Source organism: Sphingobacterium thalpophilum (genome assembly GCF_038396785.1).
GTDB classification, from domain to species: domain Bacteria; phylum Bacteroidota; class Bacteroidia; order Sphingobacteriales; family Sphingobacteriaceae; genus Sphingobacterium; species Sphingobacterium thalpophilum_A.
In genome coordinates this window covers 4,106,690-4,119,853 of record NZ_CP151087.1, presented here as the reverse complement: position 1 = coordinate 4,119,853, position 13,164 = coordinate 4,106,690, and the positions used below count along the sequence as shown (strand labels likewise).

Annotated in this window: 11 protein-coding genes; 2 read left to right on the top strand and 9 right to left on the bottom strand. The window is 40.9% G+C overall.

Going from position 1 to position 13,164, the window contains the following annotated elements:
* Nucleotides 1–15: 15 nt before the first annotated feature.
* Nucleotides 16–1,767 carry an SWIM zinc finger family protein gene (locus tag AACH28_RS18205; protein ID WP_341831176.1) on the bottom strand — a complete coding sequence of 584 codons (1,752 nt, stop codon included), beginning with the start codon at nucleotides 1,765–1,767 and terminating at the stop codon, nucleotides 16–18.
* 228 nt (nucleotides 1,768–1,995) lie between these two features.
* Between AACH28_RS18205 and bcp the strand changes: the two genes are divergently transcribed.
* Nucleotides 1,996–2,457: a thioredoxin-dependent thiol peroxidase gene (gene bcp, locus AACH28_RS18200; protein WP_286779039.1), complete on the top strand. Its 462-nt coding sequence runs from the start codon at nucleotides 1,996–1,998 to the stop codon at nucleotides 2,455–2,457.
* A 63-nt stretch (nucleotides 2,458–2,520) separates the two neighbouring features.
* Nucleotides 2,521–3,990: a glycine--tRNA ligase gene (locus AACH28_RS18195; protein WP_075994392.1), complete on the top strand. Its 1,470-nt coding sequence runs from the start codon at nucleotides 2,521–2,523 to the stop codon at nucleotides 3,988–3,990.
* 92 nt (nucleotides 3,991–4,082) lie between these two features.
* Here the strand turns inward: AACH28_RS18195 and AACH28_RS18190 are convergent, their stop codons facing one another.
* The 8 genes from AACH28_RS18190 to AACH28_RS18155 form a co-directional block, all read right to left on the bottom strand.
* Nucleotides 4,083–5,522 (bottom strand): hypothetical protein, encoded by a 1,440-nt coding sequence (locus AACH28_RS18190; protein WP_341831175.1) that lies wholly within the window; start codon nucleotides 5,520–5,522, stop codon nucleotides 4,083–4,085.
* 76 nt (nucleotides 5,523–5,598) lie between these two features.
* Complete coding sequence (locus tag AACH28_RS18185) at nucleotides 5,599–5,823, bottom strand: hypothetical protein (RefSeq protein ID WP_341831174.1); 225 nt, start codon at nucleotides 5,821–5,823, stop codon at nucleotides 5,599–5,601.
* 48 nt (nucleotides 5,824–5,871) lie between these two features.
* Nucleotides 5,872–6,099 carry a hypothetical protein gene (locus AACH28_RS18180; protein ID WP_341831173.1) on the bottom strand — a complete coding sequence of 76 codons (228 nt, stop codon included), beginning with the start codon at nucleotides 6,097–6,099 and terminating at the stop codon, nucleotides 5,872–5,874.
* A 297-nt stretch (nucleotides 6,100–6,396) separates the two neighbouring features.
* Nucleotides 6,397–6,588, bottom strand: coding sequence for a hypothetical protein (locus tag AACH28_RS18175; protein ID WP_341831172.1), 192 nt, complete (start codon nucleotides 6,586–6,588; stop codon nucleotides 6,397–6,399).
* A 216-nt stretch (nucleotides 6,589–6,804) separates the two neighbouring features.
* Nucleotides 6,805–7,665, bottom strand: a complete 861-nt coding sequence (locus AACH28_RS18170; RefSeq protein WP_286802896.1) for an AraC family transcriptional regulator — start codon at nucleotides 7,663–7,665, stop codon at nucleotides 6,805–6,807.
* A gap of 65 nt (nucleotides 7,666–7,730) precedes the next feature.
* On the bottom strand, nucleotides 7,731–8,780 hold the full coding sequence (locus AACH28_RS18165; protein WP_341831171.1) for a hypothetical protein: 1,050 nt from the start codon (nucleotides 8,778–8,780) through the stop codon (nucleotides 7,731–7,733).
* A 139-nt stretch (nucleotides 8,781–8,919) separates the two neighbouring features.
* Nucleotides 8,920–11,259 (bottom strand): glycoside hydrolase family 95 protein, encoded by a 2,340-nt coding sequence (locus AACH28_RS18160; protein WP_341831170.1) that lies wholly within the window; start codon nucleotides 11,257–11,259, stop codon nucleotides 8,920–8,922.
* Nucleotides 11,249–13,132, bottom strand: a complete 1,884-nt coding sequence (locus AACH28_RS18155) for an alpha-L-fucosidase (RefSeq protein ID WP_341831169.1) — start codon at nucleotides 13,130–13,132, stop codon at nucleotides 11,249–11,251. Before AACH28_RS18155 ends, AACH28_RS18160 begins: the two co-directional genes overlap by 11 nt.
* Nucleotides 13,133–13,164 lie beyond the last annotated feature (32 nt).

The following is a 13,164-nucleotide window of genomic DNA, read 5'->3' as shown; positions in this document are numbered from 1 at the left end:
TGAACATGTATTCATCTACTCCCCCTGTGCATTGATTTTGTCCAGTATATTCGTTAATTCATCCATCATCGCAGGACGGTGCCTGTAGATCATTTTCCAGTGAAGCATTTGGGCCAAGAGTGTTTCCCTACCGGAAGGTATATCTTTAAATATAGCGAATACGATGTCCATCAATCGTTGGTACGCATTACGTTTATTGGCAGACTCAGCATGTTGATCCAATAGGAATGAGTACAATTTCATAAGTTCCGCAGGATACAATTTATATAAATGCTCATGATAGTTTAGTATGGTTTCCAGATCGGTCTGCCGTTGCACCAGTGCAAGTAATTGGTCGAACATATTCTCTTCAATATAGATAGGACCTATTTCGTTCAAAAGCCAGTAGTCTTGGTGTTTCGAATAGGAACTCTTTTCTCCGGTTGATTTTGCGCGAATCGAGTTGATTTTGTCGTTAATGACACTTCTCCATTCTTCTGAGGTATAGGTGTTTTTCCACTGGTTGTAATAGTGGCTGCTAAAAGAGTAACCTATAGCGAATTTTTCTGTAAAAGAGCGCACCATTGGAATGTCATTTTGCAGAACGGCAATATGCAAAAGGGTTTCTTCCCAGTCCCTTATTACACGAGGATGCTGTGCTTCTTCCGCTAGTCGTATTCCTTCAACCAGCAATTCCTTGGCCTCTTCAAAGCGCTCGTTTTCAATAGCTTTTTCGACCTGAACCTTCCTCATTTGTGGCAAATGGATTTGTTGTTCTATCAATTGCTGTACCTCTTCTGTCCTGTTTCCTTTTTGAAGGATGGAGGCTTTAATCTGTATAAAAAAACTACTACGGTAATCATAACGGTCTAAACGAGCTTTATGAATAGCCACATCGGCAAAGTGCAGAAAATCATCTATTTTACTTAAATCCAGACATAGCTGCGCATAAAGATCTGTCATATCATATCCGAAATCGCCATAGTCAAAGTACAGATCCTGTTGCAGCTCTTTATTCAAATACACAGCAATCTTTTCTTTCAAATCGACGGGGGACTGCACCGCAATATCTGTCAATAAGGATATACCACTATCGATAGCATCTCCTATAGATCCATTGCTATCGTCGGCGTAAGTAATCACTGGCATAACTTCCTGTATATACGCCATGCATAACAAGCTACCGTTTAGGATGTTATTTTTGGATAGATAATATTGACCTTGCATCAGAATTTTTTGTAATTCCCGTGCTAGCTTACCACTTGAACCATAATCGATAAATTCGTGTTTGCTGTAGGTCTTGATCGCTTTCCTAATCTGATCCTTTATTTGCTTTTCTATGTCAAAGTTTTCATCTTTTTCTGCAAAGAATAGTTCCAAATCAGATTTAAAGCTACTGTCCTTTTTGCTGTACTGGACAATAAATGCTTTCAGCTCGTCGCTACTGATATTGTCCAGTAGTTTTTGAAAGGATAGTTTTGTTTTTTTCTTGGTAGTTTTAGGTACATCCTCAGGAGCAATCGCTTTTTCATCCCGTATAGCATACAAGACAGCAACCACGTGCTTGCACAAATCGCCATCGTAGGGACAGTCACATCCATAATCTCCTACTGATCCTTTTTTGCTAATTTCAATCTCTACAAAATAATCGTCCGACCCTGCTACCACTGCAACCCATACACCATCTTCTGTTTCTCCAAGAGATTCAACCTGTCCTTTTTGGTAGTAGACTTTACCTCGCTGTAAAATCGTACTATTGATCTGTTTTTCAAAAGATGATAGTTCCATTTCCATGTTTTTTTAAAAATAGTAATTTATGTGTCGATAGAAAAATTGATTTTCTAAAAAATTATCCTCACTGTACCAGCCGACAGATCTTTTATCAAATTACTTGGCGAGAACCAAGTTGTCGACTTCACGAGTAGCAGCAGGCACGTTAACCAAAATGCTTAAGCATACCATCGGATAGATTTATTGTTATAATTTCGTATCTTAATCGACTAAATCGAAATACATATGGCAACACTAGAAATAGGACAACAAGCACCGGATTTTAGTGCAAAAAATCAACATGGTGAAACGGTACATCTTTCGGATTTCAAAGGGAAAAAAGTTATTTTATATTTTTATCCAAAAGACAATACACCAGGCTGCACCACGGAAGCCTGTAATTTCAGAGACAATTATCAGTCTTTGAAAAAAGATGGTTTTGAAATCATCGGCGTAAGTGTGGACAGCGAAGCATCGCACCAAAAATTCATCAGCAAACATGAGCTTCCTTTTCAGCTGCTTGTAGATGAAGACAAGAGCCTTGTAGAGGCCTATGGTGTATGGGTCGAAAAGAACATGTATGGCAAAAAGTATATGGGCACAGCACGTACCACTTTTGTGATTGATGCAGATGGCATTATCCAACATATCATCAAAAAAGTAGATAACAAAAATGCGTCCCAGCAGATCCGTGATTTAGGCATTTAAAGAATACCTCTTATCAAGAATCTTATATCTAAAATCTAAAACTAATATCTATATTTGCCACTTATGAGCAAACAGACAGACGACTTTTTCAAAAGTGTAGTATCACACGCGAAGGAATACGGTTTTGTATTTCAATCGAGCGAAATATATGACGGATTAAGTGCCGTCTACGATTACGGTCAATTAGGTTCGGAATTAAAAAACAACCTAAAGACTTATTGGTGGAAATCCATGGTGCAATTGCACGAAAACATTGTTGGTATTGATGCCGCAATTTTCATGCACCCAACAACATGGAAAGCCTCTGGTCACGTTGATGGTTTTAACGACCCAATGATCGACAATAAGGATTCAAAAAAACGTTACCGTGCCGATCAATTGATCGAAGATAAGATTGCACGTTATGAAGCAGATGGTAAGACAGCTGAAGCTGCTGCCCTATTAGACGCTTTGAATACCGCATTGAATGCAGACGATTTAGCTGGACTGAAAACCATCATTGAAGAACATAATATCGTATGTCCGGTTTCAGGTACCAAAAATTGGACTGAAGTACGTCAATTTAATTTGATGTTTGCAACCCAAATGGGTGCTATGGCAGATGGAGCTGATCAGGTTTACCTTCGTCCTGAAACTGCACAAGGTATTTTCGTCAACTTCCTGAACGTTCAAAAGACAGGACGTATGAAAATTCCTTTTGGTATTGCACAAATTGGTAAAGCTTTCCGTAACGAAGTAATTGCACGTCAGTTTATCATGCGTATGCGTGAATTCGAGCAAATGGAAATGCAATTTTTCTGCCGCCCGGGTACTGAATTGGAATGGTATAACAAATGGAAAGAAACACGTTTGAAATGGCATTTGGCATTGGGCTTCGATCCATCAAACTACCGTTACCACGACCACGATAAATTAGCGCATTACGCAAATGCTGCAGTTGATATTGAATTCAACTTCCCATTCGGATTCAAAGAAGTTGAAGGTATCCACTCCCGTACAGATTTTGACTTGAAACAACATCAGGAATTTTCTAAAAAGAAAATGCAATATTTTGATCCTGAAATCAATCAAAACTACATTCCATATGTCATTGAAACTTCAATTGGATTGGATCGCCTTTTCTTAACTGTATTATGTAACTCTTTGGTAACAGAAGATCTTTCTACAGCAGAAAAACAAGATTCGCGCGTTGTATTGAAATTTCCACCAGCATTGGCACCGGTAAAAGCTGCAATTTTACCATTGACCAAAAAAGATGGTTTACCAGAAAAAGCACGTGAGATCCTAAATACACTAAAATTGGATTACAACGTTCAATATGACGAAAAAGATGCCATTGGAAAACGTTACCGTCGTCAAGATGCAATCGGAACACCAATCTGTATCACAGTCGATTACGATTCATTGGAAGACAACACCGTAACCATCCGTCACCGTGATACGATGGCACAGGAACGTGTTGCCATTGCCGATCTTGAAAAAATATTGAATGACTTGGCTGGTTGGAATACCTTGCTAAAAAAATTGATATAGCCAATATGCTATCACAGAAAAGGTGTCCATTGCTGGACACCTTTTTGTTTTAATAGATGTAGGGCGGCTAGATGCTAAGTACAATAACTGTGCTAGTATTCTATCACAATATGATCGTCCCACTGTTCATTCTTCACGATCTGAAAACCCAAATTCCCATTGGCAGTCTCCAGCAATTTGCCCTTAAACTGTATTTGAACATTATTTCGGATTTCGCTTTCCAGTTCAAATGTACGCAGCAATTTACCTTCCTTGAAAACTTGGAACTGATATTTAATAGCGGTATTGTTGAGATAATAGCCCATAAATTGGTTGAACGAAAAACTTTGATCAGCTGCCGTAAAATGTGGGATAACCGTCAAAAGACTTTCATCAACCTGGTCGTTAATATGCGTCATAAAAGGATAATAATGAAACACAGGATGAAGCTGCTTCACCTGAATACTATCAATTGCGCTCAGATCTTCGCTGTCTGTAAAAGTCAACTTGACCTCACTGTAGATCCGACTTAAGTTTAGGACCCGTTCCATAGCCCCTTTAACCTCAAAGGTATCCCGGCTAGCAAATAACTCTGCAGATTGTTCTGAAAAAGCATTCGTCGCATAAAAGTGCTCAAAATCCACCGCCCCTGCCAGGATCAGCGGCAATGTCGAATTTTTAGCAATCAGACTTAGGTAATAGGTTCCGTTCGGCAATTCAACATCGAAAGCTTCCTGCGAATTAAGTACGCCCGATTTGATCATAGCCTTCGATTTTGCATCAAACACATGATAGTAAAATTTGCTGGGCAAAGCGGCCGGGTTGACTTGTCCGTAAACCATCAAGTTATCCATCTTGAATGTACCAGTCGTTGGGCTGTAACCCGCTCCTCCATCCCTGCTACCGGCAAATAATGAAATTTTCAACCAGAGCTCCTTGCTGTTGCCAAACGAAATATCTGCCAATGATGCACTCACAGGGATTTTGGCTGAAAGTGACACATTCGATGGATAATTGATTGTATCCGAGAGCATCAAAAAACTATTCCCCTTATCCAGGGAATAACTCAAAAGCAGTGCCCTTGGTCCTGTACTCGAACTATTGCAATCAAAGGTCCAGCTACCCAGCGAATGAATACCTGTGGCAGGGATTTTGACTAGGATCTCTTTACCACCTTTGAAACTAATGGCTTTTCCCGTTGCAGGCCAACCGCCTAAAAAATCATAGTCTGTCTTTCCATTGTTGTAATCGATCAGAACGGCATCATCAAGTGCATTTTCGGGAACAACATCGCTGTTATCAAAGGTCCAATGATACAGCAATTCGTTTTCGGAAGAAGCTCTGCTCAGCGCAGCTCGTTTTGCCGTGGTTGATTGTTTTTTTAGAGGAGTAACAATCGCTTCAAAATCCTTGACTTTGAATTTTACCGCATGAATTGTTTCATCGTTTTCATCGGGAAGTTTTACATGCTTTTTGCACGAAGGCATTGCGGCTAAAACCAGGATGAATACACATGAAAGAATTCCCCAAGTTGACTTGGATTTTCTTTTCATAAATATAAATGATTTATAAGTTAATTAACCGGCAGATTAAAATTAACTTATAAATCATTTCACTCCAATAGTATAACTAAAAAGTTACAATCCTTTTCTCACTTTTGCAAGTGGTCTCTTTATCTATTTTTTGAACGTATATCTTTCCAGAAGAGGTTGTTAATTTCATTTTGAGCACATTATTCACCCCTGTTGGACGTACATACTCGCCATTAAATTCGTCCCATTCATAGATCGGATTACCTTCTTCATTCAACCAGATATCGCTATAACGCGCATCGACTTTATCCTTTACTGTCAATTGTACTGTGTTTTTCTTATTGTCGATTTTAACCTGAATATTCTTTGGCTAATCAATTTTGTCCAATGTGTTGATGTAAACTTTTGTTTTCTCGGAAACCCGGTCATCCCAAATACCACGGACGAGGTATACGTTTGACTCCACAATATTTTGTAAAAAAATATTATTGCCCCTTTCTTCCCAAAACCCTGTAGCGGCATCATACCAGCGATATTGAAATCCGGCAATAGGATGCTTTACCGTAAGCACCTGAGCACCACTATACCAGGTTTCCAATGTATCGCCTCATGTGATCGCTAGTCTCGCTAAATCAATCAATTTCAACCAATTAAATGTCCACACAACCGAATCTCGATGGTGACATAGGATGGATTACGTAATAGATTGGTCGTATCTTGAAACATCACCTTCAACGTATTAGCTCCAACGCTTAGCATTCTTCACCATGTACACAGTCACCCACTTTGCAGTCGTGCACTGCACCAGATTCCTCGGAGATCGTACGAATAGCAAACACATTAAAAAACTGCTGTATTGCTTGAAGGGTTCGATCGAGAAAAAATAGTTGGTAAACTACTTTGCATCGGCAGCGTAGTCATCCAGCTGTGCTTTGGTGTAACCGTCCCCCAAAATGACCAAATTGACGATATGCTTATCCGTCCCTTGGTATTGCAGCGTATCGATCTTAAAAAGAGAAGATTGGGCCCGGAGCTGCAGCGCAGATATACATAAAACTAGGAGTGCAATAAATAGATTTTTATTCATCGGAATGGTTATCATTAGAACTCAAAAATACCATTTTAGCACCTGCTATTTTTAAATTTTATTGACGAGTCTTTCTCCGATATTGTCAACAAAACCATTCTTCCGATTTCCGTGGAGGGGAGCCCACCAAAAATCAACGGTATGAGGATCCAGTTATAGCTCGGAAATCTCCATAGACTATTCCATTAAACGGCATAGTAACATCCGCCAAACAACCTAGTAGCGCATACGATGTTCCTGTACATATTCACTCGGCGACAGTTTGATTATTTTCTTGAACACCCGATTGAAATTGACAACATTGTTAAATCCTGTTTTAAAAGCGATATTAGAAACACTTTCCGAAGATTCGTCAATCAACATTTTACAGGCACGTTCAATCCGGATTTCATTGAGGAAGGTAACATAGGTTTTCCGGGTATGTTTCTTAAAATACTTGCAAAATGCGTGTGGTGTCATGTGTGCTACCGCTGCTATATCTTCCAAGGAAATCTTGTCTCCAAAATGCTGGAAAGTATATTGGAATATTTCATTGATTCGCAATCCTTCGGCGTCTGAGAACTTCTTTTGTGGAATACCTGTATACAGCGAAGTCCATTGATCTACTTTTTTACTTAAAAAATTAATCAGCTTCACAAACGAGAGGAGACGATCTATGCCCGCACTCACGTTAATCTGTACAAATTTTTCTTTCAACGCGACGGAATGCTCCGCATCCAATTTTTTACTGACGTTGATGTGTTCCAGGAAATACTTAACATCATCGAATTCAGGAAAATCCAGAAAGGGTTTAAAATGTTCGTAGTCGAAAAAAATATGGATGGCATGAATGCCATCCCTTATATCTTCCCCCGTTTTGAACATATGCGGTTCATCTGCATCAACGATATAGATCTCGTCCTCTTCAAAACTATGTGTAAAGTTGCCAATCATAAAGGTTCCCCGCCCTTTCAGGATATAGGTCAGCTGGATTTCCTTGTGTCGGTGATAGTTGCTGTAGAATGAAGGCAGAATGTCTTCCTGCACACAAATAGATCCTTGGTAAACAACCGGAACTGTAAATTGAACGACTTTCATTATGTATTGAAATAACAAATATTAAACAGTTAATTCAAAAGTAAGCTTTTTTAAGACAATAATCGTTAATTTTTAGCAAGAAATTCCTTTACCTTCCCTAAAAACTGTGGCATTGCTGGATCCTCACCACTCAAGGATAAAATTTGGAAGGTCTGCGGATTTATCCATAGATAACTTGGCGTACGATCTATACTAAAATCATTTTCCATCGTTGCCTGGTCATTATAATTCAAAAAGTAACTCTGCTTTCCTAGGGCCAGCTCCTTACTTGATTTGATCCATTTATCCAGATCCTTATCCAGCGAAAAATAGATAACCCTTACCCCCATAGCGTTCAATTGAGATTCTTTTTTCCGTAACATCTCCATATCGGCCTTGCTATTGGTATTGGAAGTTCTCCAAAACGCGGCAATCAGCATTTTAGCCTTTGGAATATCCTTTAAATTCAAACTATCCCGTTCTACATTCATCGGGCTAATAGCAGGAAATACAGGCATATTCTCGTAGAAGTCTTTCACCCTATCGACCTTTTCGCGGGCAAATTTAACATAAGGATGCTTCTGCAAATCCGTATTAAAACTCAGCAATGCGGCATCGAATTTTTTATAATTCGTCTGATCCAAGGAGATGTATTTAAAAAAATAAGGCAATACTAAGGATGAACGGTGGGTACTATCGAGAATAAAATCGGCGTATAGTGTGCGTGGATTAAATGCGGCATTACCACTTAAGCGCTGTATTTCATCGACTGTTTTCTCATAGGAACCATCATTTCTTGCAGCCATCGAAGGCAACTGACTCTCCAACTGCCTTACCCGTTGGCTTTTATTTGCCGTTTTATTTTTTTCCTCCTCTTCACGCTGTTTATAGTTCGCATTGAACTGTATGAAATCCTTGGCATTCTGCGAAGAGGTTGTCAAGGTAAACTTGCCCTGGTTTTCACTCAGATCATAGTCACTCCCGTCTTCGACAAATAATGTATAGGCCTCCATACCCTTTATCTGAATATCATAGAATCCGGCCATGGCTAGTTCGCCTTCCAAAACAAATTGCCCATTAGCAACCTGTGTTTTTACAAATTGCTGCAGTTTATTGTCGTGATCGACGAGGCTCACCTGAGTCCCGTCCCCGGCAGTGGTTTATCCGGTTATCTTATAGCTAAAGCTATTCAATAAGGCGGCTGTCTTCGCCGATTCGGACTTTTGTGTACAGGCTGTTGCCCCCAAGGCCAGCACAGAAATCAAGCAAAAATAGTTAACGAACTTCATAATCTTTATAGTTTCCGTTTTCAAATAGACGAAGCTTTCCTTTTTTACCTTTAATCTGCAAGGCGGAAACCTTTCCATTTTCCCACTTGATGTCTACGGTATAGTTTCCACGGGTTTTAAGTCCCTTAACTTCACCCTTTGACCAGGCTTTAGGTAGCGCAGGTAATAGATGGATATAACCATTGTGGCTCTGTATCAACATCTCGGCAATCCCGGCTGCGCCGCCGAAGTTTCCATCGATCTGAAAAGGCGGATGCGCACAGAACAAATTAGGGTAGGTACCTGCCCCGACTCCCTGATAGGTTGTTTCATTGGTAAAAGCGGGCTTAAGCAACTGCCTTAGAATTTCGAGTGCATGATCACCATCCTGTAATCTCGCCCAAAATAATATTTTCCATGCTCTAGACCAGCCGGTTCCTTCATCGCCACGTACAGCTAAAGTCTTACGTGCTGCGTCAGCCCATTCAGGTGTCGTCTGTGGCGAGATAAATGCCGCGGGATACAGACCATATAAATGTGATACATGTCGATGTTTAGGTTCAACTTCCTGATAGTCCTCGAGCCATTCCATTACGCGCCCCGATGGGCTAACAACTACAGGCGGAGGGACATCCTTCAGCTTCGCTTTCAAGGCGCCGGCAAAACTGTCGGTCGTCGTAAGGATAGAATCAGCTTTGATCACCGCCTGGTATAACTCCCGTACGATCTGGTTATCAATGGTAGGTCCCATCACAACCGCAGCAACTTTTCCATTGGCCATTCGGAAAGCATTTTCCGGCGACACCGACGGTGAAGTGACCCACCATCCTGTTTTAGGGTCCTGAACCAATGTATGATCGTAGAACTCTGCCGCTCCTTTGAGTATCGGATAAATCTCTTTGAGGTAATTTTTATCCCCGGTAAACAGATAATGTTCCCAGAGATGGTTACATAGCCAGCCTGAGGCCGTACTCGCTCCCCAGGAAGCCTGCTCACCCGGAGCGGAATACCCCCAGATATTCGTCATCATATAGACCACCCAACCCGGTGCGTTATAGTAAGCCTTTGCTGTCTGCTCGCCAGTTTTTGCAATCCGCTTTATCATTTCAATAAAAGGCTTATGATATTCGCTCAGGTTATTGACCTCCACGCCCCAATGATTCATCTGTGCATTGATATTGAGATGATAATCACCATTCCAAGGTGTATTGATCTGATTAGCCCATAGTCCCTGAAGGTTTGGCGGGAGCGCTTTTGTATTTTTCGGGGCAGCACTTGAAATATTCAAATACCTTCCATATTGGTAATAAACCGTTGCCAAATCGGGATCAGCAACCGGATTTTTATAAAAATTAGCAATGCGTTCATTGGTCGGAATAGCGTTATTCGCTGTATTTCCATACAGATTAAGACTTACCCGATCGAAGACCTTTTGATAGACTGCGAGATGGTTTTTATATATTTTCTGTTCGTCAGCAGTTTTTGCGGCTGCAACAGCCGCTTTGACAACAGGTAAGGGGTCCTTTCCATAATAGGAAGTACTTGCTGAGAAATAGATCGTAAGACCACCATTTGCCGACACTTCTAAGGTTTTATCCTTTTTGTTGATCTGCAGATTTTTACCTTTAACCTGAATAAATCCAACGAATTTCAGATTTTTACCACCTTTTCCATCAGGCAAAGATCCCTCAACCAGAATCCCATCGTCCAACAAGGTATAACGGTCAATATTTTCCTGGCGCTGGAATGATATGCCTAACTGCTGTACCACATCTTTATGTTGGCTTAATTGAATAACACCGACATTGTTGTCAAAAGAAGTATAATAACGGCGTTGGACTTGCTGCCCGTTGATCTTGAATGAAGTTTGTGCAGAGGCCGTCGCTAAGTCGAGGGAACGCTTGTAACCTTCGATCGTTCCAGCAGGCAATTTATAATCGAGTATAAGGTCGCCGAATAGCTGATAACAGCCGTAGGGAACCGTTGCCCCATTACCAAAACCCGACCCCTTGCCTTTGGTCACAAAAGTTTCATTGACCAATTTTTCGGCTTCATCATTTTTACCGGCCTTAAGCAGAGCCTGAATAGCTTCAACATTTTTATAGGCTTCATAATTATTGGGATCCTCTGGACTGCCCGACCACATACTAATCTCGTTGAGTACGATCTTTTCATGACTAGGATTTCCATCTGGCATCATGCCGATAAGTCCGTTTCCTAATGGCAAGGTCTCTTCCCAAACCTTCGCGGGCTTATTATACCAAAGTACGAGTGGATTTTGTTGAGCAAAAAGCATCGTGGTATGACATATACATACCACGATAAGCATTAAAAATCTATTTACCATACAATTCAAATTCCGCTATGGCTAATTCATTGCCATCAATAAATTGTTTTGGTTCAAATTTGATAAACTTGGTTGCGCTGTTCGTATCGAAAAACACCTGTTGCAAAATCGGATTCGCCTTAATATTGGAAAACTCACCCTCTTTAACAAGGGTCCATGTTTTCCCGTCAGTACTGGTTGATATTTTATAATGTGTTGGTGTCCCTACGTTCTTTCCATCCTGACGAGGAAGGAAGCCGATACCAGAAACAGGTTTGTCTGTAGCGACAACGATTACACCTTGATCGGCAACAGTCGCAAAAGTACTTGGTTTTCCGTCAGATAAATAAGCATTATTATTGGATCTACCTGTCGAAATCTTAAATCCAGTCAGCTTTTTCACCTCTTTGGTATTAAATGCAAAAGGCTCGTTATACTCCTTGAACAATCCAAAATCACTGAGCGTAATCGCTACAGGAGCATAAACATGAAGACGTAATTTACTTGCAGTTTGAGGTTGCTCGAGTTTGATGAGGCGGTTTGCGCCGATACTTGTTGCTTTGGCCAAAGGCTTCCAGCTGTTATTTTCCCAACGTTCAATCGAAACACTATCGATACGTTGTCCCAACTTAATATTCTCTCTCAACTGAATAAGGTCGAACTTCGCTGGGGATTTTAATTTTATTTCCAATGTAGCCGATGTTTTGGAATCGTCTGTTGCCCAATAGCTATAGCGGTCGTTATCGGTAATAAATGAAGTACCATAGGATTTTGAATCACCGTTACGGACATTGGATGCCGTGATGGTCGCTCCTTTGGCTAAATTGGTACGGAAAGTTTCCTTCACTTTTTTCCCAAAAGCCTGCAGCGACTTCACATCATTCTCATGTAATGTACCAGAAGGCATCGGTGCTAAGCCAAGATTCATGCATGCTCCTCTTCCAACGGATTTTAAATAGATCTCAAAAAGCTGATTTGGTGTTTTTACACGGCTATCTTGTTCTTCATGATAAAACCATCCCGGACGTTGTGGCACGTCACATTCAGCAGGTATCCAATATTTACCATTACGGTCACCTGTTTCGGCATTATGTGATTCTGTCGCTCCGGGTACAGCGACTTTTCCGTTTAAGCCAATCGGCGTAAATGTTGCCCATGAAGTTTCAGCAGCAAATCCTTTTTCATTACCCACCCAACGCATATCGGGACCGATATCTGAGAAAATAACCGCTTCAGGCTGTAATTTTCGTACAATTGGCCAGGTTTTTTCATGCCACTCATAGTAAGTTGTTCGATCGATGATACGCTTTCCTTCATGGCCACCATAAAAGCCATCACCACCATTTGCTCCGTCGTGCCAGGAGGTAAACAATGGGCCATAATTGCTCATCAGTTCGGTCAGCTGCTGTCTGTAGGCATCGGCATAGGCCGGTGTGCCGTAACGTTCATCGTGACGATCCCAAGCAGAAAGATATACACCAAATTTCATCCCATTGCGATGGGTCGCTTGCATAAATTCTTTGACCATATCACCTTTCCCGTTTTCCCACGGTGAGGAAGCGATACTATAGGATGTTGTCTTGGTTGGCCACAAACAGAATCCGTCATGGTGCTTTGCCACACTAATTAAGCCCCTGAAACCACCTGCTGCAGCTGCCTTAGCAATTTGATTTGCATCAAAAGCCGAAGGATTAAACAATGAGGGCTGTGCATCACCATAACCCCACTCCTTATTTTGGAAAGTTGTCGGCGTATAATGAATCAAACAATACGTTTCCATCTCTTGCCACTTTAATTGACGCTCGGTTGGCAAGGCCCCGTAAGCTTTTAAAGTATCTGATTTGGCGAATGGCCCGCTGGAAAGTAAAATGGAGGATAACAAGATTGTCAACATAGTCTATATTTATGTGCTAGAAAATTAGGTTG

What these genes read in the sequence shown, in the direction of transcription:
- AACH28_RS18205 (WP_341831176.1), bottom strand. Translation starts at nt 1,767, where the DNA reads ATGGAACTATCATCTTTTGAAAAACAGATCAATAGTACGATTTTACAG.
- bcp (WP_286779039.1), top strand. Translation starts at nt 1,996, where the DNA reads ATGGCAACACTAGAAATAGGACAACAAGCACCGGATTTTAGTGCAAAA.
- AACH28_RS18195 (WP_075994392.1), top strand. Translation starts at nt 2,521, where the DNA reads ATGAGCAAACAGACAGACGACTTTTTCAAAAGTGTAGTATCACACGCG.
- AACH28_RS18190 (WP_341831175.1), bottom strand. Translation starts at nt 5,522, where the DNA reads ATGAAAAGAAAATCCAAGTCAACTTGGGGAATTCTTTCATGTGTATTC.
- AACH28_RS18175 (WP_341831172.1), bottom strand. Translation starts at nt 6,588, where the DNA reads ATGAATAAAAATCTATTTATTGCACTCCTAGTTTTATGTATATCTGCG.
- AACH28_RS18170 (WP_286802896.1), bottom strand. Translation starts at nt 7,665, where the DNA reads ATGAAAGTCGTTCAATTTACAGTTCCGGTTGTTTACCAAGGATCTATT.
- AACH28_RS18160 (WP_341831170.1), bottom strand. Translation starts at nt 11,259, where the DNA reads ATGGTAAATAGATTTTTAATGCTTATCGTGGTATGTATATGTCATACC.
- AACH28_RS18155 (WP_341831169.1), bottom strand. Translation starts at nt 13,132, where the DNA reads ATGTTGACAATCTTGTTATCCTCCATTTTACTTTCCAGCGGGCCATTC.